This is a genomic window from Vibrio sp. Evd11 (assembly GCF_900382755.1).
Lineage (GTDB): Bacteria > Pseudomonadota > Gammaproteobacteria > Enterobacterales > Vibrionaceae > Vibrio > Vibrio lentus.
On the sequence record NZ_OSDX01000011.1, the window covers coordinates 17368 to 41734 of the forward strand.

Genomic DNA, 24367 nt, shown 5'->3' on the forward strand with positions numbered 1-24367 from the left:
TATTAACGCTGTGTTGCGCGTTGACGATTCTTTCCGTTACTTGCCGGTTTACCACCTTGACCATTACCCGCTTTGCTGCGGTTTGGCTTGCCATTTCCGCCGCTATTGCCTTGCGATTGCTGGCTAGCAGGGGCTTTTTTGATGAAGCCAGTTGCTGGTTTATTACCATTACCGTTCTGCTTTCCGTTGCCCTGATTGCCGTTGCTTTGGCTACCTGTTGGCTTCTTACCACCCGGTTTAGGCTTATTGCCGCCTGGTTTAGAATGGTTACGTGGGCTTTCGCCGCCAAGACCCGGTTGAGCTTTGCTGTGCTTAGTTGCAAAACGTTGTGAGCCGTGACGACCAGACTTACGACGCTGTGCCGGTGTCTGAGCTTCAAAATCTTCTTCTGGTACTAAGCAGTTCGCTTTGTCACCAATTAGGTGCTTTTTGCCCATGCTGATCAGTGCTTCACGGATGATTTTCCAGTTTTCTGGATCGTGGTAACGAAGCAGTGCTTTATGCAGACGACGTTGACGATCACCTTTAGGCACAGGAACATCTTCACGTTTTTTGTATTTCACGCGCTTCAGAGGGTTGGTCTCTGAGTAGTACATCGACGTCGCATTACACATTGGCGATGGGTAGAAGTTCTGTACTTGGTCACACTCGTAGTTGTGCTTTTTCAGCCACAACGCAAGGTTAAGCATGTCTTCATCTTCCGTGCCCGGGTGAGCAGAGATGAAGTAAGGAATTAGGTACTGTTTCTTACCCGCTTCAGCACTGTACTTCTCGAACATCTCTTTGAAACGATCGTAAGTGCCCATGCCCGGTTTCATCATCAGATCCAGAGGGCCTTTTTCAGTATGCTCTGGAGCAATCTTCAAGTAACCACCAACGTGGTGAGTTACAAGCTCACGAACGTATTCTGGAGACTCAATCGCAAGGTCATAACGAACGCCTGATGCGATCATCACTTTCTTGATGCCCGGAACCTTTCTCGCTGAGCGGTAAAGGTCAATGGTGTGCTGATGGTCTGTGTTCAGTTTTTCACAGATTTTAGGGAACACACATGACGGGCGACGACAGTTAATTTCCGCTTTAGGATCAGAACAACCTAGGCGATACATGTTCGCCGTTGGACCACCCAAATCAGAAATAGTACCGGTAAAGCCAGGTACTTTATCTTTAATGTCTTCGATTTCATCCAAGATCGATTCTTTCGAACGGTTTTGAATGATACGACCTTCGTGCTCTGTGATTGAACAGAAAGAACAACCACCAAAACAACCACGCATGATGTTAACCGAAGTTTTGATCATGTCGTATGCAGGGATCTTTGCTTTGCCATACATAGGGTGAGGAACACGCTTGTAAGCAAGGCCAAACACATAATCCATCTCTTCAGTTGCAAGAGGAATTGGCGCTTGGTTTACCCATAGCTCGCGGTCACCGTGACGTTGAATAAGAGCACGGCCCGAATACGGGTTGGTCTCTAGGTGCAGAATACGGCTAGCGTGAGCGTAAAGAATACGGTCGTTATTGAGCTTTTCGAAACCAGGGATACGAACCGCGGTTGTTTTTGCATCGTGACGAGAAGGACGAATCGTAATTGGTTGCGCCTTTACTTCTTCTTTTTCATCTTTCTTGGTATCACACTGCGTTTCTACTTCGTACGGGTTAACCGGAACGTAGGCTTTGTTCGGTTTTTCGATACGAGAAGAATCGATAATTTTGTAACCTTCAGGCGCTGCAGGCAGGTTGATTGCAGTACCGCGAATATTTGTCAGCGTTGACATATCTTCGCCGTCGGCAATTCGGTGTGCGACTTCAACCAGTGCACGCTCAGCGTTACCGAAAAGAAGAATGTCTGCTTTTGCATCAAACAAGACAGAGCGACGAACTTTATCAGACCAGTAGTCGTAGTGCGCAACGCGACGTAAGCTTGCTTCAATACCACCTAGAACGATTGGAGTGCCTTTGTAAGCTTCACGACAACGTTGAGAATAAATCAGAGTGGCACGGTCAGGACGCTTACCGCCTTCATTGTTTGGAGTGTAAGCATCGTCGTGACGAAGTTTGCGATCAGAGGTGTAGCGGTTGATCATGGAATCCATGTTACCCGCAGTGATGCCGAAGAATAGGTTAGGTCTACCCAGCTCCATGAAGGCATCTTTACTGTCCCACTTTGGTTGGGCAATGATGCCCACGCGGAAACCTTGAGCCTCAAGCAAACGGCCAATGATAGCCATACCAAAGCTCGGGTGATCGACATAAGCGTCACCAGTTACAATAATAATGTCACAGCTATCCCATCCAAGAGCATCCATCTCCTTTCTACTGGTAGGCAAAAAGGGTGCTGTTCCGTAGCACTCGGCCCAGTATTTTTTGTGTTCGTGAATAGGAGTGATATCGCTGTACATATTTCAACCTCTGATTTTTGAGGCGGAAATTATAGCGGCATGAGGCTAGACTAGCCAGTAGAACATGCCCCTGTTAGTTCTGGTGTCTTTCTGGATTCAGTCGCTAACGTCCACCCGCCACACCATAAAACAGCATAGTAGAGGCGTTGAGTCGTGTCGCTAATTTGTGATTTTGATTAGTGTTCGGGGCAGTTTTTGATATTATTCGCGAAAATAAGTCTGAATAAGTAGATCCACAATGGTCGAATCATTATTAGTACAATTTGCTCCCATGCTATTAGGAGCCCAACTGATCTTAACTTTAATCTTAGTGAAGGGTGATATTTGCCCTGGTCAACGTGGCCGTATTCACAAGATGTTACCTGCGATTGGCGTGCTTTGGCTTGCTGTTGCTTCATTAAGAATTGAAGCGTTTCTGATCGTATTCGCTATCTTTTACTTCTATTCTCAAGTTCAAACTAAGAAGACACGTGACTCTGGCCCTATCTGGGTGATGTATCTTGCGTGTGGTTTGGCGCTGTCATACGTCGCTATCCAAGCAAGCGAACAGGTAAATCCCGTTGGTATGATCGCAACTGTATTGCTGGTAGCTTTACTGGGTGCTTCTTTCGGACATTTACTGCTGACTATCGCAAGAACGCGCTTACAAGCATTTCACCGCGTTCTGCCTGTTGTGGGTGTGTTAACAGGTATGTTAGTGGTACTGGCGACGGTCGTTAATGTTTACTCCCTTTCTGAAGCTCAATTAGAGCCTGTGATTTCAACTCTGCTGTTTAGCTTTGCTTTGCTTATCTCATCTATCGTGGTGTGGTGTTGGCATCTACTGTTCGTTAAAACCCCTGAAAAGCTTCAGCTGACTATTTCATTGTTGATGTTATTGGTGGCGGCCGTTGGTTTAACGCCAGTTTGGGCGATGTAGGCGGTTAATGATCTCACAAGCCTTTCGATGTTGAATCGAAAAAGTGTGATCTGTTTTTTAGCGTGCTGTTAGTAAGCGTTCTAAACTTAAATCTAGTCGGTATGTTCGTTAGGAGTACGGGATGGATTTAAGCAACGTCAAAGGTTTCGATAGCATTATCTTGTTGGGAATCGTGAATGAAAAACTTCGCTTAGAATGCGATAGCTTTGAAGAGCTGATCAGTATGTATGAAATGGATATAGAAAGTGTTGTAGGTAAGCTTGATATGCTTGGCTATCAATACGATCCATTAACTAACCAGTTTAAGTCTTATCCAAGATAAGCAGCAAACTGGCGCATCTTCTATCGATTGTGACTTGATTATCGAGAGTGAGTTAGTTATCGACTGTGAGCCAGTATCGTGAATGTACAAGTACAGCCATTGTCGGTACTAAAGCTAAAAGAAAAAAGTCACAGATTATCTGTGACTTTTTTGTTTCTGGCGCTTATCTATCAGTCTCCACTTAGACTTGAATTAACCTCATAGAGAATCTCTTAAACGACCTCAATCCCATCTAGATGACTCTTACTCTGTTGTCTTGCTGTGCTAAAGAAAGCTTGCAGGTAACGTTTGTCTTTTTCTGAATTTCTTACTGCTGCAAACAGTCTTCTTGAAAGCCCGTTGCCCAGTGGTTTACTGGCGATTAACCCTTGTCTTGAAAACTCACTGATCGCCCAATTAGGTAAGGCTGCAACACCTAAACCTGCCGATACCATTTGCACCAACATTAATGTGTTGTCTGCCTGTTTCCATTTCTTAGGCTCTACGCCTGCCGGTTGCAAAAAGTGCTTCACAACATCAAGACGCTGCTTTTGAACCGGATAAGAGAGCATCGTGATATCGCTAAGATCTTGCGGGTCAATGCTTGGCTTTTCCGCCAAAGGGGAGTTAATAGCGGTGATTAAACGCATTTCAAAATCAAAGAGCGGTTCGTAATGGACCTCTGAACGCGGCTGAATGTCTGATGTGATCACCAAATCGAGTTCCCCAGTCATCAAAGCTGGTAAAGGTTCAAAACCAAAGCCTGATGAAAAGTCGAGCGTCACGCTTGGCCAAGCAACTTGGTACTCCTTTAAAGCGGGCATTAACCATTGGAAGCAGGAGTGACATTCGATCGCCATGTGCAATCGACCATTCACATCCTCTTTCAGGCTCGCGAGTTCGTTCTCTGCTTTGGCGATTCGTGGTTGTATCTCATCTGCGAGCTTAAGCAAGATCTCACCCTCAGAGGTGAATTTTACGGGCCTAGTTTTACGCAGGAAAAGCTGACCGCCAATACGAGCCTCAAGGTCTTTCAATTGATGCGAAAGCGCCGACTGAGTCAGATGAAGAGAAGTTGCAGTGGCGGTAAGCGAGCCGCTGTCTCTCAAGGTGGTCAATGTTCGAAGGTGTTTAAGCTCTATCATGAGTATTCCTCATATTCCCTAAGCCAATTCAATATTTCTTAATAATCACCCTACGGTGTTTTTGCTCTCTTGTAAACGTCTAGATGTCCGGATGGATTTAAACTATTCATCTTTGGATGATTCAAGATGAATATTATTAATAAACAAGATGAATATTTGGACATTGTTCATAGATCGGATTAAGGCGATAGTTTAGCCATCCAGACGCCTTTGTAAGAAATGAAATCATCACAGGCAGTCTGACCTGAAATTAAAATTATCGAATAAGGAACAGATTCATGACGACAACAACGCATATTCTTGGTTACCCACGCATCGGTGAAAAACGCGAACTCAAATTTACACTAGAAAAATACTGGCGCGGTGAGATTAACCAATCAGAGCTTAAGCAGCTCGGCAGCGAGCTAAGAAAGCGTAACTGGAATGTACAAACCGACGCGAATCTTAGCTTTGCAACTGCGGGTGACTTCGCATGGTACGACCATGTTCTGACAACGACGCTACTTCTAGGCCACGTTCCCAAGCGCCATGCTGGTGGATCAGAAGATGAAAAAGCCTTCCCAGATTTAGATACCTTGTTCCGAGTTGGTCGTGGTCAATCTCAAGTTCAATCTATTTGCTGCGGTGGCACGCATACGTCGAATGATGTCACGAAAGACAGTTCAGCTGCTTCTGACATGACCAAGTGGTTCAACACCAATTATCACTACATTGTTCCTGAGTTCAGCAAAGATGACTCTTTTGAAGTAAGTTGGCCGCAACTGTTTGATGAAGTGAACGAAGCGATAAAAGCAGGACACAAAGTTAAGCCTGTACTTCTTGGACCACTCTCTTACTTGTACTTAGGCAAAGAAATAGAAGAGGACTTTGACCGCTTATCTCTACTTCCACGTCTTCTTACCGCTTACCAAGCGATTTTGGCAAAACTCGCCAAGTTGGGTGTTGAGTGGGTTCAAATCGATGAACCCATTCTCTCTCTGGAACTTGATACCAAGTGGGTAGATTCATTCAAACTAGCTTATCAAGTGATTCAAGGCGATGTAAAACTGCTGCTTACCACTTACTTTGATTCGGTGACTGACACGCTAGATAAAATCGTAGAACTGCCTGTCAACGGCTTACACATCGACTTGGCTGCAGCACCGCAGCAACTTGATGAAGTGGTAAATAAGTTACCGGAAGATTGGGTACTTTCTGCAGGGGCGATTAACGGTCGCAATGTGTGGCGTGCTGATTTGGCCACGCAGCTGGAGCTACTACAGCCAGTGAAACAGAAGCTAGGAGACAAACTGTGGGTGGCAAGTTCATGTTCACTGCTGCACAGCCCGGTGGATTTGGAGTTAGAAGACTCGCTCAGCGAAGAAGTGAAGAGTTGGTTTGCTTTCGCGAAACAGAAAGTCACCGAGGTGAGTTTATTGGGGGCCGCTTTAGATGGCGATCATAATGCCATTTTAGCGTGTGAGACGTACAGCCAACCAATTACTGCTCGTAAGAGCGCGACTCATGTGAATAAGCCTCAGGTACAAGAGCGCCTTAATACCATCACGAAAGCGCTAGCAGAGCGAAGTGCGCCTTATGCAGAACGTGCGGCGCATCAGTCTGAAGTTCTCGGCTTACCGTTGTTGCCAACAACAACGATCGGTTCATTCCCACAAACAGGTGAGATCCGAGTTCAGCGTAGTGCTTACCGCACTGGTCAATTGAGTGAAGCGGAATACACCAACGCACTAAAAGGTCACATTGCAGATGCGGTCAAACGTCAGGAAGCCCTTGATTTAGATGTGCTTGTGCATGGTGAAGCTGAGCGTAATGACATGGTGGAATACTTTGCAGAAAACCTAGCCGGCTTCCAAACGACTAAGTTTGGCTGGGTACAAAGTTATGGCTCTCGCTGCGTGAAACCAGCAATCGTGGTTGCGGATATTGAGCGTGAAAAACCGATGACGGTGGAATGGTCTACCTATGCTCAATCTCTGACGTCAAAGCAGATGAAAGGCATGCTTACTGGGCCAGTGACTATCTTGTGTTGGACATTTCCGCGTGAAGATATCTCACGTAAAGAGATCACCAATCAATTGGCGTTTGCGCTGCGCGATGAGGTGTCGGATTTACAAGACGCAGGCATTAACATTATCCAAATTGATGAGCCTGCTATTCGCGAAGGTTTGCCGCTGAAAAAGAGCGACCATGCAGAATACTTAGAGTGGGCAGTGGATGCTTTTAAGATTTCAGCAGCGAGTGCCAAGCCAGAGACTCAGATCCACACACACATGTGTTACAGCGAGTTCAACGAGATCATTGATTCAGTGGCTGCGCTAGACGCCGATGTGATTACCATTGAGACTTCTCGTTCGAACATGGAATTGCTGAAAGCGTTTGAAGAGTTCAACTACCCGAATGCGATTGGCCCCGGTGTTTACGATATTCACTCGCCAAACATTCCTTCAGAAGAGTGGATTGTGGATTTACTTAAGAAAGCGGCAGAAAAAATCCCAGCAGAACGTTTGTGGGCGAACCCAGATTGTGGATTAAAGACTCGTAACTGGACAGAGACAGAAGCGGCACTAACTAACTTAGTTTCGGCGACTAAGACACTGCGTAAAGAGTGGGAAGCCGCAGAAGCTTGAGCATAACTAATACTAGGGTTTGATTACCCGCTAATCCACGATGAACTACAAAAAAGGCCTCGCAAATGCGAGGCCTTTCTGTTTAATGCTTGTTCGAATATCGAATCTAGCTGCTGCTCTGGCAAGTATCTTTGCTGATCAGCTTCTCAACCATCAATTGTCCACGAGTGTTACGAATCTTGATGTTGTAAGCCAAGCCCATGTCTAGGTTTGCTCTTACTTCTGAGTTGGTGCAGTAGCTATTCACACTCATATCTACAACTTGATTTAAAGGCTTAGCACCTTTTGCATCTTGGTTGTAGATCATCATGATCTCAATCACGGTGTTTTTCGCAAGCACACGCATGACTGACAGTGGGCCATACTCAATCGGCAGTCCTGCAGATAAAACGCCAGCACGGTGCTGCGCCATCATTTCAAGCTGTCTTTGTTTGTCTTGCTCGCTTGAAGCACAGCCTGCAAGCAGAACCGCTGCCAGTGAGCCAATAATCCATTTTTTCACGTTAAAATACTTTCTTGAATGGTTTTACAATGACGTTTTGGTAGACGCCAGCATCAATGTACGGGTCTGCGTCAGCCCATGCTTGTGCGTCTTCTAAAGAGTTGAACTCAGCGATCACAGTAGAACCTGTGAAACCCGCTTCACCAGGGTTATCTGAATCGATAGCTGGCATTGGACCTGCTGTTAGAAGTCGACCTTCATCGTGAAGTGTTTGTAGGCGTTCTAGATGTTGTGGGCGAACACTTAGGCGTTTTTCTAATGAGTTTTCGACGTCTTGAGAAAAAATCACGTACCACATGTTGAGATATCCTTATGTTACTTCACTGAATTAGAGCGATTAAATTATTTATCTGGCTAATTTACGCGAACTAATGGGTATTGGAAGAGCTAATGATAAGAAATTGTGAAATGGCGCGGCAGAGTGAGAAGGTCTTTAGCATTTTTAATCGAAATGACTAAAGACCTTTGAGAGAGATAAGGTCGTCGAAGGACTATTTGTTGATTGGGCGAGGCTTACCGCTTTCGTCTACAGCAACGTAGTTGAATGTCGCGCCACATACCTTGTAACGATCTCCGATGCCGTGATCAAGTACCGGCTTAACCCATACCTCTAGGTCGATATTCATCGAGCTTCGGCCAATCTTGGTGCAGTCGCCATAAACACACACTACATCGCCAACCGATACTGGCTGTTTGAATTCGATGCTTGATACTGACACTGTGACTATTTTCCCGTTTGAGATCTCTTTCGCCAGTATGCCGCCAGCCAGATCCAGTTGAGACATTATCCAACCACCGAATATTTGACCTGCTGCATTGGTATCAGAGGGCATCGCCAAGGTGCGAAGAAGTAAAGAACCAATCGGGTTCAAAGTTGATTGAATAGTCATTGTTGTACTCTTAATGGTATTGATTGTTTTTAATTTAAATAGATGTGTTTGCGGGACTCGCGGTGGTCGTATTTTTTACGTATTCACCGAACACAAACAATCAGTGGCCAATGATCACGAGTATCATTGGCCACTGTTAAATCGCATATTGATAATAATTGTATCAAAAAGGGGATGCGGACTCATCCCTAAGGGTTATTTCTCGTCGGTATTTTTATCCGTTAACTCTTTCTGCTGATCTTTTGGTAGATGCTTGTAGATATAAACACCCGTTAGCAAGGTAAATGCAAAAGTAGCGATCAGTAAGCCAAACACTTTGAAGTTGACCCACGCATCCAAAGGCAGGTTGAAAGCAACGTAAACATTGAGGATTGCACACAATGTGAAGAACAGAGTCCAAGCCCAGTTGATCTTGCCCCATACCGCTTCAGGAAGAGAGATCTCTTTACCCAACATACCTTTAATCGCTGATTTGCCCATTAGATGACTGACTGTCAGGCCGATAGCAAATAGCGCATAAACTATAGTCACTTTCCACTTAATGAAATTGTCGTCATGCAAGAAAATGGTCATGCCACCAAATACGGCAACCATCAGAAATGTGATGATCTGCATTTTCTCTACTTTCTTGTAGATGATGTACGTCAAAACGATTTGTACTGCGGAAGCAACAATCAATGCACCGGTAGCCGTGTAGATGTCGTACATCTTGTAAAGCGCAAAGAAAATAATGAGAGGAATGAAATCAAGAATTTGCTTCATGTGGCACTGAGTATCCAGTTAGTTGAGTTGCAGACAGTCTAACCAAAATTGCCTCGATGCTAAATAGCCCAAGACAATTGGCTGCAAAACTATTTTGTTTGAACTCCTTGTCACCGCATCGACGATGTTTGGTAGCGTGGGATCAGTTTTTTGATATCTTCAAGGTAGCCCTCACTCTTCAACGTGTCTAAAGTGTTTTCAAGCTCTTGCTCACTCATCGCAAAACACGTTGATTTTCCGGTCGTCAGATCAAGATACTCGTGATATTCGCGTTCTGTGAAGTGGCCAATTCTATCCATTAATAAGGTTTTAATTCCGTGGTGAATTAAGCCGTAATATGTATGTCTTTGTAAGGTCATAGCCTATCCTCCGTGACAAGCTGCAATGTTATTGATGCAACCTGCTGTATATTGGTTGGGTTATCTATGACAAAGCAATTCGAATGCCATTTTATCCATTGGGATAGAATTTCTGACGTAAAAAGTTGAATTAATTTTCTTTTCAACTAGTTAAATAAACGTCCGTTCTAATCTCTAAACACCAATACGTAGCTACCGAGAAATAGTTTTATTTTGAGAATCGTAAAATTCTCATTATGACGAGCAACTCAAGCTTTGATGGTCTTGAATTGGCAACTTTGATAGGCCGTTAATCAACAAGCCAGTCAACCAGAGTTGATAGGGAAGGGTTTTGACGGTTTTTAGGTTGCAGTAAAAAATAACCGTTGCCAGAAAAGATACTTCCTTCACTAACCTTAACCAATCTCCCTAAATCGATGTCTTGCTTGGCGAGAGTGATGTCGCCAATCGCAATCCCAAAACCTTGTATTGCGGCGTTCATCGCTTGATCGAGTGTTGCGAATTGCTGGTTTTTCTTGCTTGAAAGGTCATGACTTCCAATATGTTCTAACCAAAGTCGCCAGTCACTCTGTTCGTTATTGGCGTGTAGCCATGTGTATTGAGCAAGTTTATGTGGCTTGATTAGAGAGGAGGTACCACTAGCAAGGTGACTGGGTTTGATACTTTGTGCTTGGCAGACGGGCGCCAGTTGCTCGTTGAACAAGAGTTGACTAACAATCGATTGTTGGCTTGGCTTCTTGCCATAGGTAATGACGGCATCAAAAGGATCAAAGCTTGGTTCGAAAACGTGCTTAATGGTTGAGGTCAACTCTACATCAATTTCAGGAAAGGCTTGTTGAAATGACATCAGCTTAGGCAATAGCCAAGAGGTGATACAACTTGGTGCGTTGAGTTTGATCTTCGATGGAGAGCTGGCAACTTGATTTAACGCCGATTGCAGTTGTTGGATGGTATCTTGAATCAGCGGAACCAGTTCTTCTCCCTTAGGTGTTAATGACAACCCGCGAGCATGTCGGTAGAAAAGATCACACCCAAGACTTTCTTCAAACGACAGCACCTGACGGCTTACCGCACCTTGCGTGACATTGAGCTCATGTGCAGCACGTGTAAAGTTGAGGTGCTTAGCTGTAGACAAGAACGCGAGCAGTGTTTTTGTTGAAGGGAGAGTTTTATTCATAATTTACCTATGACTTTTTATCATGGCTATTATGTGATTATTTCGATTCATTTATCAATAGTGTTCTGTTTGAATGTAAATACTTAATCATCATTTGTGATTCAATATGTGCATAAGTGACATATTTTGAATATAAAGGCAGTGGTGAAGGAATCGTAATTACATGAAAGGGATAGCTTCTTGACATCTTTTATTGATAACTTAGCGCCTCAAGCTGTAAAAAAATTAATACCTTATCAATCAGCAAGAAGAATTGGCGGCGATGGACGTGTCTGGCTAAATGCCAATGAACTGGAAAATGCTTTGTTCGAAGATGAGCAAGGTTACAATCGTTATCCTGATTTCTTACCGCAAGACATAGCCAAGGCTTACCAAGATTACTGTGGCACTGATGCCGCGACTGTTGCCGTTCGTGGTGCAGATGAAGCGATTGATTTACTGATCAGAACCTTTTGCAAACCGGCACAAGACAATATTCTCATTTGTTCTCCGACTTACGCAATGTACGAGTTTTGCGCCGATGCACTCGCTATCGAAACTTTAGACTCACCATTACAAGAAGACTTTAATCTTAATGTTGCTGATATTGTGCAGAAGTCTGAACTGGTTAATCTTGTCTTTCTTTGTTCACCAAACAACCCAACGGGCAACGTAATTCCAAAAGCTGACCTTATTGAGGTACTGGAAGGAACCGTGGGCAAATCGCTAGTCGTGGTCGATGAAGCGTATATTGAATTTGAACCTCAGACATCGGCCGTGAGCCTTATTGAGCGTTATCCACATCTCGTCGTTATTCGTACTTTATCTAAAGCGTTTGGACTCGCAGCCGTACGTTGTGGCTTTATTTTGGCGAGCCCTAACGTGATGCAATACGTATCTAAGCTGATTCCCCCTTACCCAATGCCAGATTGTTCGTCTCAGATAGTTTTAGAGGCGTTATCTAATGAGCGTGTTGCGGTGATGAAACAGGCGACCGCTACATTGGTAGAGATTCGTAATCAGTTTGCTGCGGAGTTAATGCAGTTCGACTTTATTGAACACGTTTATCCGTCATCGACCAACTTCATTTTGTTACGTCAAAAATCGGGGCATGAACTGTTTAGCGTATTGACGAAGGATGGCATTGTAACAAGGAACCAAAACCACGAACCGGCTTTACGTAACTGCTTTCGAATCAGTATTGGTAGCCAAGAGAGTATGACGGAAGTGATAGCGTCACTTTCACGCTACCAAACCGAAATAAGAAAGAATCAGCAAGACAAACAAATTCAACAATCTCAACATAAAGAAACTCAATCTCAACTCGATAAAGATCATATCTAGGATGGCAATGATGAAAAAGATAATACTAGGACTCGCTTGTGCGGCTGCTTTACTTGGTACAACAGTACAGGCGAAAGAAATCCGTTTAGCGTCAGACTTTACGTATCCGCCATTCAACTACAAAAACAGTGATGGTGTGCCTGTCGGGTTTGATATTGAGATAGCTGATGCACTGTGTGAGCAAGCCAAACTCGATTGCACTTGGGTTTCACAAAGTTGGGATTCGTTAATTCCAAGCTTATTGGCAAGAAAGTCAGACGTGATCATGGCGTCGATGCGTATTACCGAAGAGCGTAAGCGCAAGATTTTGTTCACCGATAAGTACTACCAAACACCAGCCGTATTTGTTGCTGCTAAAAGCGCGGAGTTCAGCGTAGATGAGGCTGGCTTAGCGGGCAAAACTATCGGTGTTCAGCAAGGTACGATTCACGATCGCTACGTAACAGACAAGTTTGGCGATGTGGCAAACATTAAGCGTTATACCGGCCAAGATGAAGTGTATCTGGATCTGCAAAACGGTCGTCTAGATCTAACCTTCGGTAACTCAGATCAACTGTCATTGGCTTTCTTAGACAAGAAAGAAGGCGAGGGTTTTGAATTCAAAGGCAAAGCAGTAACCGACAAAGCCTACATTGGCGAAGGCACGGCACTAGCGTTAAGGAAGCAAGATTCAAAACTGGCGAAACAATTCAACAACGCCATCGAAGAGATCAGAGCCAACGGTACCTATGACAAAATTGCCGCTAAGTACTTCACGTTTGATATCTATGGCGCTGATTTGTAATTCGTCTAACGCCTAAAAATTAGAACACCGAAACCAAAAATCCGAGGGCTGTGAAGCTCTCGGATTTTTTCGTTTATGTCAGCGCAACAATCAACAATCAACAATCAACAATCAACAATCAATAATCAACTTAGCGTTTCGTCTTTACGCTTGTTGTTTTTGTAGCTCAGCTTCTTGTTCTTCGTCTTTGATTAGAGAATCAACGATTACTGCACATGCTGCATCACCAGTGATGTTAAGAGCAGTACGAATCATGTCGAAGATACGGTCTAGAGCGAACAACAGAGGTAGACCTTCGATAGGGATACCAGCTGCTAGAAGAACCGCAACCACTAGGAAAGAAGGACCTGGAACACCAGCTTGACCAACTGCGCCTAGCGTAGACGTTACGATGATAGCAACGTAAGCACCCATAGACAGGTCGATGTTGAACAGCTGTGCAAAGAAGATAGCAACTAGGCCGTAGTAAATTGCGTTGCCAGACATGTTGATCGTCGCACCAAGAGGCAGAACGAATGAAGCCGTAGAGTTGCGAACGCCAAGTTCTTTCTCTACCGTTTCCATAGTTACTGGCAGTGTCGCCATTGAAGAGGCTGTTGATAGTGCAACCGCTTGAGGCTTCTTCATTGCCACTAGGAACTTCTTAGCTGAAGTCTTAGTGAAGATTTGAATCATCAGTGGGTAAGCAACAAAGCCGAAGATAAGAATCGCAGCGATGTAAACAATGAACAGCTTGAACACGACCATAAGCGCGCCAAAACCAAACGTACCTACTGCTTCAGCCATTAGGCCGAATACGCCAAGTGGTGCAATGATCATAACTTTGTTGATCATCCATACCATAGCGTCAACGATAGCATTTACACCGTTGATGATAGGGTCACGTTTCTCTTTTGCTTGTTTAGAAATCGCAATACCAAAGAATAAGCAGAAAACGAGAATTTGCAGAATGTTTGCTTCATTCAGTGATTGGAAAACGTTGGTAGGGATCATGCCTGTGATGGTTGCCCAGAACGTTGGAAGTTCGCCTTTCGCTGCGTATTCTGAAGAGAACATACTTTCAACGCCAGAAACATCGATACCACGACCGGGTTCGAACACTTCACCCATGACAAGCGCTAGTGCTACAGCAAGTGCAGACGTTAGTGCAAAGTAACCCAGTGTTGTTACACCGACTTTACCAGCCGATGAGCTATTACCTAGACCTGCAGCACCTGAAATTAGGGCAACCGCTACTAGAGGAATAACCAGCATCTTGATCAAATTGATGAAGATAGCACCCAGTGGAGCGAACATAGTTGCGCTGTCACCCATCATCGCACCGACTACAGTACCGATGATCATTGCAATAACGACTTGAATGCCGATGTTGCTTAGTAAACTCTTTTCTTTTAACACTTCCATAACCTCTGTGCTACTAAATATAAAAATCCCAGAACTACTCACCAATGTACGATGTACCATTGGATTAATATTTCGCGACGAGTTTTACACGTATCCTTTACATTTATCAATATGAGCAGAGGTGAAAGTCTCTGAAAAACAAGTGGTCTAATGTCATTTTTTGATTTTGCACAACAATGCAATCGTTTGCCTTGGTTTTTTATAGCGATGTTATTTGTTGAATTTATAAAAGCTTTTTGACTGGGGATTTTGTGAATGATTTTCAAGCGTTGGTGTTGAAAACGTTCCATTAACATTTTGATTTCATTTGCGAGTGTTTTTTGAACGTTTATGTTGGGGTGAATCCACAGGTACGTGTTGTGTGAAATTTAGCCTGAACTATGCTTAAGGTATCTATTTATTACCAAGATGTTACCTCTGCGCTTTAAATAAAACGTCTATCTAGCATCTCAGTTGTAAGGAGAGGGGCTATGACTTTTATATTAAAGTACTTGTTTGCGTTTCTTCTGTTGTTCAGCTCTGCGTTCGCTCAGGCCGATGATGTCTGGGTGATTGAGGTGAACGGGGGGATAGGTCCGGCGACCAGTGATTACCTCACGAGAGAAATAGAACAAGCTCACGATGAGCAAGCAAAACTCATCATTTTGAAAATGAACACGCCTGGCGGGTTAGATTCGTCGATGCGTGACATTATTCGATCCATCACCACCTCACCGATCCCCGTCGCTACTTGGGTTGGGCCTGCGGGTTCACGAGCAGCGAGCGCCGGAACCTATATTTTACTTGCCAGCCATATCGCCTCTATGGCGCCCGGAACTAATCTAGGTGCAGCAACCCCTGTGTCTCTTGGCGGTGGCAAAGCGCCGACTAATCCTTTGTCGCCTCAAGACGATACCAATAAAGACGACAGCACTTCTGCCAGTGAGCAAGACGCAACGAAACAAGAGAACTCAGACCAAGTAAAAGCCACCACTGCGATGGAGAAGAAAGTCATCAATGATGCTGCTGCCTACATCGTCAGTTTGGCTAAGCTGCACAAACGTAACGAAGAATGGGCAGAAAAAGCGGTAAGAGAGGCAGCCAGCTTGGATTCTGAGAATGCACTGACTCTTAACGTGATTGATTTTATTGCCAGCGATCTTCAGCAATTGGTTGAACTGAGCAACGGACGCGTCATCACCATCAACGGTGTCAGTCAGGAAGTCCAACTTAGTGATGTTGCTTTTGTCGAGCGAGAACAAGACTGGCGCTTTAGTCTGCTTTCGGTGATCACAAATCCAAATGTCGCTTACATTCTGATGCTCATCGGTATCTATGGTTTGCTCCTTGAGTTCTATAACCCTGGCGTCGGCTTACCGGGTGTATTGGGCGGTATCTGTCTGTTATTGGCGATGTACTCCTTACAAATGCTGCCGGTGAGTTATGCAGGCCTTGCGTTGATTCTGCTTGGAATTGCCTTAATGGTCGCAGAGGCCTTTAGCCCGAGCTTTGGTATCTTCGGTTTGGGTGGCGTTGCCGCATTTACATTGGGCTCGATCATGCTGATGGATACCGAAGTGCCGGGTTATCAAATCGCATTGCCGTTAATTATCGGTATTAGCCTATTCTCTGTCGCTTTTATCGTTGTAACTATCTCTATGTTAGTCCGAGTGAGAAACAAGCCGGTGACTACGGGGATGGAAGCGGTTGTCGGCGACACTGGCAAAGTGGTAAGCGGCTTCCCCGGTGCGGGTCGAGTATTGGTTGAAGGTGAGATCTGGCAAGCCAAATGCGCGAGTGAATTACAAGCGGGACAGCTTATTAGAGTGACCAAACTGACTGGGTTGTTGTTGGATGTGGAGGCGCTGCCCGATGAGACATCATCGAAACCTAGCTAGCGCGGACTGTTAGCGTGGAATGCTAGTACAAACGTTATTGAATTATTAATTGCTTAGCCATCGTTACCATTAGGGGGCGGTTATGTTTATACACACTATAGGTATTGTCATTGTGCTCGTTATCTTGTTAATAGCCAGCATGTTCAGAGTGCTGCGCGAGTACGAGCGTGCAGTGGTGTTTTTCCTCGGGCGCTTTTACGGTGTGAAAGGGCCGGGCTTGATTATCATCATTCCTTTTATCCAACAAATTGTGCGAGTGGATCTACGAACTATCGTGTTGGATGTTCCAACACAAGATTTGATCACACGCGATAACGTGTCGGTTAAGGTGAATGCCGTGGTGTACTTCCGAGTGCTGGATCCGAAGATGGCGATCAACAACGTTGAGAATTACCTTGAAGCGACCAGCCAACTTTCACAAACAACGCTGCGTTCGGTGCTTGGGCAACATGAGTTGGACGAGCTGTTGTCTGAGCGAGAAGAGCTTAATAGAGACTTACAAGCGATACTGGATCAACACACCGATAACTGGGGGATCAAGATTGCCAATGTCGAGATCAAGCATGTTGATCTGGATGACAGTATGGTGCGTGCTCTTGCTAAACAAGCAGAGGCGGAACGTTCTCGTCGAGCCAAGGTGATACATGCGACGGGTGAGTTAGAAGCATCGACTAAATTACGTGAAGCGGCCGAAGTGCTGAATCAAGCGCCCAACGCTATTCAATTGCGATATATGCAAACGTTAACCGAGGTGGCTAACGAAAGAACCTCCACCATCATCTTCCCAATGCCCATCGATCTAGTGGAGAAGATAACCGATCCGATCAAAGCGACGCTCAATGAGGCAGCGATTAAGAAAGCGATGAAAGCTGAGGAGTAGTTAGCGTGAATGACGAGTTATAAAAAAGGCTCCACAGTTGTGGAGCCTTTTAATATTTTGAATCATAGGTTCTATTTAGTGACCGTCGATTATTTCTGCGTAGCCGCTTTCATTGGCGTAACAAACTCAGCAAGAGCTTTAAGCATTGCTTCTGGTTGTTCAACGTTGTTTTCAATGATTTTCACAACCGCTGAGCCAGAGATAGCACCTGCAGCGCCAGCTACAATCGCTTCTTTCACTTGTTCAGGAGCAGAGATACCGAAACCAAGCAGTGCTGGTGGCGCATCAAACTTGTTCAAACGATCAAGTAGGGCAGTCACAGGCATGTTTGCTTTTGTTTCTGCACCCGTTACGCCTGAGCGAGAAAGCAGGTATGTGTAACCGCCACCTAGCTCAGAAACTGATTGAAGTGTTTCATCGCTTGCTGTTGGCGGAGCAATAAAGATTGGGTGAACTCCAAACTTCTTCGCTGCAGCAACAAACTCGCCGCTTTCATTGGTTGGTACATCAGCAATCAATACTGAATCGATACCTGCTTTTGCGCAGCGTTCGTAGAAGTTCTCGATACCACGTGCGTAAACCAAGTTCGCGTACATCAGTAGGCCGATTGGCAGCTCTGGGTATTTAGCGCGAATTTGACCAATAAGATCAAAACACACATCTGGCGTTACTTTAGAATCTAAAGCACGAATGTTTGCACCTTGGATTGTTGGGCCATCTGCAAGCGGATCTGAGAATGGGATACCAAGCTCAAGTGCATCTGCACCCGCTTCAACCAAGGTTTCCATGATCTTAAGAGACTGTTCAGGGTTAGGATCGCCAACCGTTACGAATGGTACAAATGCGCCCTGATTCTTTTCAGCTAAGCGAGTGAAGAGTGATTGATAGCGATCCATTATAATGCTCCTTTCTCTTTAAGAATGTCGTGTACAGAGAAAATGTCTTTGTCACCGCGACCAGATAAGTTAACGACTAATAGCTGTTCTTTCTCAGGGTCGTCGTGAGCCATTTTAACTGCATGAGCCAAAGCATGAGATGACTCTAGTGCTGCGATAATACCTTCTTTACGTGCAATCAATTGGAACGCTTCTAGCGCTTCATCATCGGTCACGTTGTCGTATTCAGCACGGCCAATCGCATTTAGGTGCGCGTGTTGAGGACCAACTGATGGGAAATCTAGACCCGCAGAAACAGAGTAAGACTCTTCTACTTGGCCGTTCTCATCTTGCATCAGTGGGGCTTTCATACCGAAGAAAATACCGGTTTTACCGTGTTTAAGCGGCGCGCCGTGTTGGTCAGTATCAATACCTTTACCAGCAGGCTCTACACCGATTAGGCGAACAGACTCTTCTTCAATGAAATCAGCGAACATGCCGATAGCGTTTGAACCACCGCCAACACAAGCGATAACGGCATCAGGAAGGCGACCTTCACGAGCTAGAATTTGGTTTTTCGTTTCTTCACCGATCATGCGTTGGAAATCACGAACAATCGTTGGGAATGGGTGAGGGCCAGCCGCAGTACCCAGAAGGTAGTGCGCGTCTTCATAAGTTGCAGACCAGTCACGTAGTGCTTCATTACATGCGTCTTTTAGCGTTGAAGAGCCAGAATGAACAGGGATAACCTCTGCGCCCATTAGCTTCATACGGAACACGTTCGGGCTTTGACGTTCAACGTCTTTTGCACCCATGTAAACGCGACACTTAAGGCCTAGTAGAGCACATGCTAGAGCCGTTGCAACGCCGTGTTGGCCTGCGCCAGTTTCAGCGATGATTTCCTGCTTACCCATACGTTTTGCTAGCAATGCTTGGCCAAGAACTTGGTTTGTCTTGTGAGCGCCGCCGTGAAGTAGATCTTCACGCTTTAGGTACAGTTTGGTTTTTGTACCTTTAGTCAGGTTACGCGTTAGCGTTAGTGCCGTTGGACGACCTGCGTACTCTTGTAGAAGCGTCATGAATTCACTGCGGAACTCAGGATCGGCTTGTGCATCAATAAATGCTTGTTCTAATTGGTCTAGTGCTGGGACTAGGATCTGCGGTACGTATTGACCACCGTATTCACCGAAGTAGGCATCGAGTTTAGCCATTGTGTTATTCCTTCAATTCTATTGGAGTGTCTTCACACCAAGTCATTTAATCTTGTTTGAGCTTCGCAAAAGGCAAAGCCCACAAATATGTTTTTAGTTTCTGCTTTCTAATTCCTAGAGCCGAGCTTGGACTAGTAATTACGAATCGCTGCAAAAGCGCGTTGCAGTTTGTCTGCGTCTTTTTTACCCGGAGCTGATTCAACGCCAGAGTTTAGGTCTAATCCTAAGCAGCCCAACTTAGCCGCTTGGTTAGCATTTTCTGGGTTTAGGCCACCCGCTAACATAATTGCGCTTTGGTTGTTGATTAGGCTCCAATCGAACGCTTGGCCAGTACCACCCGTTTGAGAACCCACTTTAGTATCTAGTAGGTGACGAGTCACGTTGCTTTTCAGTAATTCTGGTAGCGCGCTTTTAGCACCGTTTTCACCACCAGAAGCCACACCGTAAGCTTTCCAAATTTCAACGCTTTCAGGCAGTGATTGTTTTAACTCATCGACAAATGCTTGAGACTCATCACCGTGCAGTTGCACAGCGAATAGGCCTAGCTCAGATACCGTTTTCGTAACGTCTGCTACGCTGTGGCTTTGGAACACACCCACGTAGTTCAGCGGTGCGCCACTCATAGTTAAACGAGCCGCTTCGATATCCACATGACGCTTAGACGCTTCAACGAAAATCAAACCACCGAATACCGCACCAGCTTGATAAGCCTTCGCGGCATCGTCAGAGTGAGTTAAACCACACACCTTGTTTTCACCGAGCGTCACTTTGCGCACCGCAAGTTCTAGGTTCTTTTCAGCCATAAGAGAGCTGCCGATTAGGAAGCCGTCTGCAAATGTTGAAAGGTCACGCACTTGTTGATGTGTGTAGATGCCAGACTCTGAAATCACGACTGCGTTTGGAGCCAGTTCGCGAACCAGCGGAGCCAACTCTTTAGTACGGTTCAAATCCGTCGAAAGGTCACGCAGGTTACGGTTATTAATACCGATCACTTTTGCTTTTAAAGCGACTGCGCGGTGAAGCTCTTCTTCGTTACTGACTTCGGTTAGTACACCCATGTTGAGCGAGTGAGCAACCTCAGCAAGTGCTTGGTACTCTTCATCATCTAATACCGATAGCATCAACAAGATAGCATCTGCAGAGTAGTGACGAGCTAAGTAAACTTGGTAGGTATCAACCATGAAGTCTTTACACAGGATAGGCTGCTTAGCAATGCTGCGAACCTTAGGTAAAAACTCAAAGTCACCTTGGAAGTATTTCTCGTCTGTCAGCACTGAAATCGCGTTTGCGTGGTTGTTGTAAACCGATGCAATGTAGTCCAAATCAAACTCGTCACGGATTAAACCTTTTGACGGAGAGGCCTTCTTACATTCAGTGATGAAAACCGTTTGTTCGCCGCTCAGTGCATCATAAAAGCTGCGGTCTGTTGCGGTTAACGATGCTTTAAACTCGTCCAGTGGTTGAGTCTGCTTACGCGCTTCAACCCATTGGTATTTATCACGAACGATTTTTGCTAGTACTTCCGCCATTTCAGCTTCTTTGACTGAAACGTGGGTCGACAATTTATCGGTAGTCTGTGTCATGTTCTTTGTCTCGTCGTTCGTTAGGCGTGTGCAGCAAGCTTTTGTACAAGCTCGTACGCTTTGCCAGAGTTCATTGCGTCAATCGCTTGCTGTGCGTTGGCTTTTAGATCTTCGTGACCAAATAGACGCATCAATAGAGCAACGTTCACGGCTACTGCGCCAACTTGGGCTTCAGTGCCTTTACCCGTTAGGATATCTGTTGTGATGGCTTTGTTTTCTTCTGGCTCGCCGCCCTTGATTGCTTCAAGAGGGTGAGTGTTCAAACCAAAGTCTGCCGGTGTCACTGTGTATTCGTGAATTGCGCCGTCTTTGATTTCAGCAACGATGGTTTCGCCATGAATAGCCACTTCATCAAGGCCGCTACCGTGCACAACGGCAGCACGCTTCATGCCCATTTGCAGCATGGTTTCCGCGATAGGGCGTACTAGCTCTTTGCTGTAAACACCCATTAGCTCGATGTTAGGGCGAGCAGGGTTAATCAGTGGGCCAAGGATGTTGAAGATAGTACGTGTTTTCATAGTTTGACGAACAGGCATCGCGTGACGCACACCACCGTGGTATTGCGGAGCAAATAGGAATGCTACGCCAAGCTCATCGACAGCCGTACGTGTATCTTCCGCGGTCATCGCCAGGTTGATGCCGAACGAGTCCAGTAAGTCAGAAGAGCCTGATTTGCTCGATACACTGCGGTTACCATGTTTCGCGACTTTTAAACCACATGCTGCAGCAACGAATGCTGAAGTCGTCGAAATATTAATGGTGTTATGACCGTCGCCACCTGTACCTACGATGTCTGCAAAATCGTAATCAGGACGTGGGAACGGGTTTGCATTCGCAAGCAGTGCTTTCGCCGCGCCAGCGATCTCATCAGGCGTTTCGCCTTTGATTTTCAATGCAGTCAGAGCAGAAGCCATCAAGATTGGGTCTAGTTCGCCCTTGATGATCACATCAAATAACTGTTGGCTTTCTTCTTGAGTAAGAGACTGCTGTTCGTAAAGCTTATTAATCTGTTCCATGATTTCGTCCTATTTTCCTGTCTTCTCAAGGGGAGAGCTTTTCTCTAAATGAATAGGTTTCTCAAGAGCCCATTCGATAGCATTTGCTAGAAGCGTTGCACCGTAGGTTGTCATAATTGATTCAGGGTGGAATTGGAATCCACACACCTTGTCTTGTTCTTGGACCACAGACATTACCAAATCATCGACTTCAGCGGTCACCGTTAGGCTATCGGATACATGCGTTGCAACCAAAGAGTGGTAGCGAGCGATAGCCAATGGCGAAGGTAAGCCTTGGTAAGTCGCATGGTTTTGGTGTTCCATCATCGACACCTTACCATGAATGATTTCGCCAGCGCCTGAAACGGTGCCGCCGTAGGCTTCAACAATCGCTTGGTGGCCTAAGCAAATACCAATCATTGGTACTTTACCTTTTAGAAGCTGAATCAGCTCAGGCATACAGCCCGCATCTGCTGGAGCGCCAGGGCCTGGTGAAAGCAGTGCAACAGGGTTGTCTAGCTCGTTGATCGCCGCTTCAATAACCTTTGCCGGAATGTTGTTACGGTAAATTTTCACGCTGTGACCTAATGAACGAAATTGGTCTACAAGGTTGTAAGTGAACGAGTCGAAGTTATCGATGAATACAATATCAGCCATGATTACGACTCCTTATTACTTGTTAGGTTTTTAGTATGAGCTGCTTGAATCGCAGAGATGACCGCTTGAGCTTTGCCGCGAGTTTCATCTGCTTCTGCTTGTGGGTCAGAGTCGAACACCACACCCGCGCCCGCTTGTACTTGTGCTACACCATCTTCAACGTAAGCAGAGCGAATTACGATACAAGTATCTAACGTGCCTTCACCAGTTAGGTAACCGACTGCGCCACCGTAGCTACCACGACGTGTTTTTTCTACGTCACGGATAAGCTGCATTGCGCGGATTTTTGGTGCACCCGTTAGCGTACCCATGTTCATACAAGCTTGGTAAGCGTGCAGGGCATCTAAGTCTTCACGTAGCTGACCAACAACACGAGAAACCAAGTGCATTACATGACTGTAGCGATCAACTTTCAGTAGGTCTGCTACGTGGCGAGTGCCAGCTTCTGCAATACGCGCCACATCGTTACGAGCTAGGTCGACTAGCATCATGTGCTCAGCGTTTTCTTTCTTGTCGGTACGCAGTTCAAGTTCGATACGGCTATCTAGGTCGAAATCGATTTGACCGTCTGGGCGTTTACCGCGACGACGAGTACCTGCAATTGGGTAAATTTCGATTTGGTTGGTTTCTGTCTCGTACTTCAGTGCACTTTCTGGAGAAGCACCAAACAGAGTAAACAGCTCATCTTGCATGTAGAACATGTAAGGGCTTGGATTACTTTGCTTGAGTTCTTTGTAAGCCGCCAGTGGAGCAGGGCAAGGTAGCGTAAAGCGACGTGAAGGTACCACTTGGAATACATCGCCTTTAACGACGTACTCTTTTAAATCACGAACCGTTTGGCAGAAGTCTTCATCTGAAACGCTTGGTACAGCGTCAACATTGTCTAGTGGCGTAACTTCTGTGATGGCTTTCAATGACTGACACTGTGTTTGAATGTCGGCTAGGCGCTCTGTTAATTGCGCTTTGATGCTTTCATCTTGAGCAAACAAGCTCGCGTGAAGTAGGCCTTCGTTTTCTTGGTGGTCGAAACGTAATAGTGTCTCGGCAACGTAGAAAACAAAGTCAGGACAATTGTTGGTCGCTTCAGCATCGCCTAGCGGTTCAAAGTTCGCCACGATGTCGTAAGCGAATAGGCCAGCCATGAATAACGCGTGCTTGTTATCCGCGTCTTGCTCAAAGCTGTGTTGAACCAAACGCAGTGCATCGAATGAAGACGCTTCTCTTAAACGTGAATCTTCGTCTAATTCGTTGCTTGGTTCGACAAAAGTCAGCGTCAAAACGTTATCCGTAAGGTCAGATTTAATTTCTGCTTTAACGTTTTTAGTAAGATGTTCGATAAGCGCTTGACCGTTTTCAGTCAATGCTTGAAAGGTTACTTCATGTCCGCGACATACGATGCGAACAGCAGAGTCGATAAGGAGTAGGCTTGTCAGGTTCTGTTTAGATTCAATCTCAGCAGATTCCAACAACAGACTGTCTGTTTTGTTTTCACACAAAGTATGAAAAACGCTGGTTGGATCTTGCGAGTAAGGAACGGAAGAATTGATGACCTCAATGGTTCCCAGCTTTTTGATTTCAATGGCCTTGTTCACAAGACCTCCTTTATGATTCTTTAAATTTCCTGCCGTACATAGTCGCATAAAGATACCTTTCACCCAATCTAGAATATGGTCAATTCGTTGATTTGTTAGTCA

The 24367-nt window shown here is 45.4% G+C and carries 22 protein-coding genes; 7 read left to right on the top strand and 15 right to left on the bottom strand.

What is annotated here, in order from left to right; translation table 11 throughout:
- Positions 1-2 precede the first annotated feature (2 nt).
- Positions 3-2402 carry a YgiQ family radical SAM protein gene (locus ED652_RS06950; protein ID WP_122054036.1) on the bottom strand — a complete coding sequence of 800 codons (2400 nt, stop codon included), beginning with the start codon at positions 2400-2402 and terminating at the stop codon, positions 3-5.
- Between the two features lie 238 nt (positions 2403-2640).
- Between ED652_RS06950 and ED652_RS06955 the strand changes: the two genes are divergently transcribed.
- Positions 2641-3321: a hypothetical protein gene (locus ED652_RS06955; RefSeq protein ID WP_122054038.1), complete on the top strand. Its 681-nt coding sequence runs from the start codon at positions 2641-2643 to the stop codon at positions 3319-3321.
- 121 nt (positions 3322-3442) lie between these two features.
- On the top strand, positions 3443-3643 hold the full coding sequence (locus ED652_RS06960; RefSeq protein WP_004736508.1) for a DUF4250 domain-containing protein: 201 nt from the start codon (positions 3443-3445) through the stop codon (positions 3641-3643).
- Between the two features lie 212 nt (positions 3644-3855).
- Here the strand turns inward: ED652_RS06960 and ED652_RS06970 are convergent, their stop codons facing one another.
- A complete protein-coding gene (locus ED652_RS06970; protein ID WP_122054039.1) occupies positions 3856-4767 on the bottom strand; it encodes a LysR substrate-binding domain-containing protein in 912 nt (303 codons plus the stop codon).
- A 278-nt stretch (positions 4768-5045) separates the two neighbouring features.
- Here ED652_RS06970 and metE point away from each other — a divergent pair, with 278 nt between their 5' ends.
- Positions 5046-7394 (top strand): 5-methyltetrahydropteroyltriglutamate--homocysteine S-methyltransferase, encoded by a 2349-nt coding sequence (metE, locus tag ED652_RS06975; RefSeq protein ID WP_122054041.1) that lies wholly within the window; start codon positions 5046-5048, stop codon positions 7392-7394.
- A gap of 106 nt (positions 7395-7500) precedes the next feature.
- Here the strand turns inward: metE and ED652_RS06980 are convergent, their stop codons facing one another.
- From ED652_RS06980 to ED652_RS07005, 6 genes are all read right to left on the bottom strand, one after another.
- A complete protein-coding gene (locus tag ED652_RS06980) occupies positions 7501-7896 on the bottom strand; it encodes a GspS/AspS pilotin family protein (protein WP_017105190.1) in 396 nt (131 codons plus the stop codon).
- Position 7897: 1 nt separating this feature from the next.
- Entirely contained in the window at positions 7898-8194 is a 297-nt protein-coding gene (locus ED652_RS06985) for a YciI family protein (RefSeq protein WP_004741234.1), read from the bottom strand.
- Positions 8195-8387: 193 nt separating this feature from the next.
- The gene (yciA, locus tag ED652_RS06990; RefSeq protein ID WP_017061510.1) at positions 8388-8786 is read right to left on the bottom strand and encodes an acyl-CoA thioester hydrolase YciA; all 399 of its coding nucleotides are present in this window, start codon (positions 8784-8786) and stop codon (positions 8388-8390) included.
- Positions 8787-8981: 195 nt separating this feature from the next.
- The gene (locus ED652_RS06995; protein ID WP_122054043.1) at positions 8982-9548 is read right to left on the bottom strand and encodes a septation protein A; all 567 of its coding nucleotides are present in this window, start codon (positions 9546-9548) and stop codon (positions 8982-8984) included.
- Positions 9549-9658: 110 nt separating this feature from the next.
- The gene (locus tag ED652_RS07000; RefSeq protein ID WP_017105193.1) at positions 9659-9907 is read right to left on the bottom strand and encodes a hypothetical protein; all 249 of its coding nucleotides are present in this window, start codon (positions 9905-9907) and stop codon (positions 9659-9661) included.
- A gap of 289 nt (positions 9908-10196) precedes the next feature.
- On the bottom strand, positions 10197-11084 hold the full coding sequence (locus ED652_RS07005) for a LysR substrate-binding domain-containing protein (RefSeq protein ID WP_017110997.1): 888 nt from the start codon (positions 11082-11084) through the stop codon (positions 10197-10199).
- A 180-nt stretch (positions 11085-11264) separates the two neighbouring features.
- On the opposite strand from ED652_RS07005, the gene hisC reads away from it, so the two are divergent.
- On the top strand, positions 11265-12407 hold the full coding sequence (gene hisC, locus ED652_RS07010) for a histidinol-phosphate transaminase (RefSeq protein ID WP_122054044.1): 1143 nt from the start codon (positions 11265-11267) through the stop codon (positions 12405-12407).
- Positions 12408-12417: 10 nt separating this feature from the next.
- Positions 12418-13191 (top strand): ABC transporter substrate-binding protein, encoded by a 774-nt coding sequence (locus ED652_RS07015; protein ID WP_102486587.1) that lies wholly within the window; start codon positions 12418-12420, stop codon positions 13189-13191.
- 144 nt (positions 13192-13335) lie between these two features.
- Here the strand turns inward: ED652_RS07015 and ED652_RS07020 are convergent, their stop codons facing one another.
- Positions 13336-14655 (bottom strand): dicarboxylate/amino acid:cation symporter, encoded by a 1320-nt coding sequence (locus ED652_RS07020; RefSeq protein WP_367889460.1) that lies wholly within the window; start codon positions 14653-14655, stop codon positions 13336-13338.
- Positions 14656-15065: 410 nt separating this feature from the next.
- Here ED652_RS07020 and ED652_RS07025 point away from each other — a divergent pair, with 410 nt between their 5' ends.
- Together ED652_RS07025 and ED652_RS07030 are read left to right on the top strand one after the other, a co-directional pair.
- Positions 15066-16472 carry a nodulation protein NfeD gene (locus ED652_RS07025; RefSeq protein ID WP_122054048.1) on the top strand — a complete coding sequence of 469 codons (1407 nt, stop codon included), beginning with the start codon at positions 15066-15068 and terminating at the stop codon, positions 16470-16472.
- An 82-nt stretch (positions 16473-16554) separates the two neighbouring features.
- Positions 16555-17352 carry a slipin family protein gene (locus tag ED652_RS07030; RefSeq protein ID WP_017104072.1) on the top strand — a complete coding sequence of 266 codons (798 nt, stop codon included), beginning with the start codon at positions 16555-16557 and terminating at the stop codon, positions 17350-17352.
- 89 nt (positions 17353-17441) lie between these two features.
- Here ED652_RS07030 and trpA read toward each other — a convergent pair whose 3' ends face one another.
- The 6 genes from trpA to ED652_RS07060 all read right to left on the bottom strand — a co-directional run bounded on the left by trpA (position 17442) and on the right by ED652_RS07060 (position 24265).
- A complete protein-coding gene (gene trpA, locus ED652_RS07035) occupies positions 17442-18248 on the bottom strand; it encodes a tryptophan synthase subunit alpha (RefSeq protein ID WP_017080965.1) in 807 nt (268 codons plus the stop codon).
- Positions 18248-19438, bottom strand: a complete 1191-nt coding sequence (gene trpB, locus ED652_RS07040; protein WP_009848758.1) for a tryptophan synthase subunit beta — start codon at positions 19436-19438, stop codon at positions 18248-18250. Before trpB ends, trpA begins: the two co-directional genes overlap by 1 nt.
- A 131-nt stretch (positions 19439-19569) precedes the next feature.
- The gene (gene trpCF / locus ED652_RS07045; RefSeq protein WP_122054049.1) at positions 19570-21021 is read right to left on the bottom strand and encodes a bifunctional indole-3-glycerol-phosphate synthase TrpC/phosphoribosylanthranilate isomerase TrpF; all 1452 of its coding nucleotides are present in this window, start codon (positions 21019-21021) and stop codon (positions 19570-19572) included.
- 20 nt (positions 21022-21041) lie between these two features.
- The gene (gene trpD, locus ED652_RS07050) at positions 21042-22037 is read right to left on the bottom strand and encodes an anthranilate phosphoribosyltransferase (RefSeq protein ID WP_012604340.1); all 996 of its coding nucleotides are present in this window, start codon (positions 22035-22037) and stop codon (positions 21042-21044) included.
- Between the two features lie 9 nt (positions 22038-22046).
- Complete coding sequence (locus ED652_RS07055; protein ID WP_076668831.1) at positions 22047-22673, bottom strand: aminodeoxychorismate/anthranilate synthase component II; 627 nt, start codon at positions 22671-22673, stop codon at positions 22047-22049.
- Between the two features lie 2 nt (positions 22674-22675).
- Complete coding sequence (locus ED652_RS07060; protein WP_122054051.1) at positions 22676-24265, bottom strand: anthranilate synthase component 1; 1590 nt, start codon at positions 24263-24265, stop codon at positions 22676-22678.
- Positions 24266-24367 lie beyond the last annotated feature (102 nt).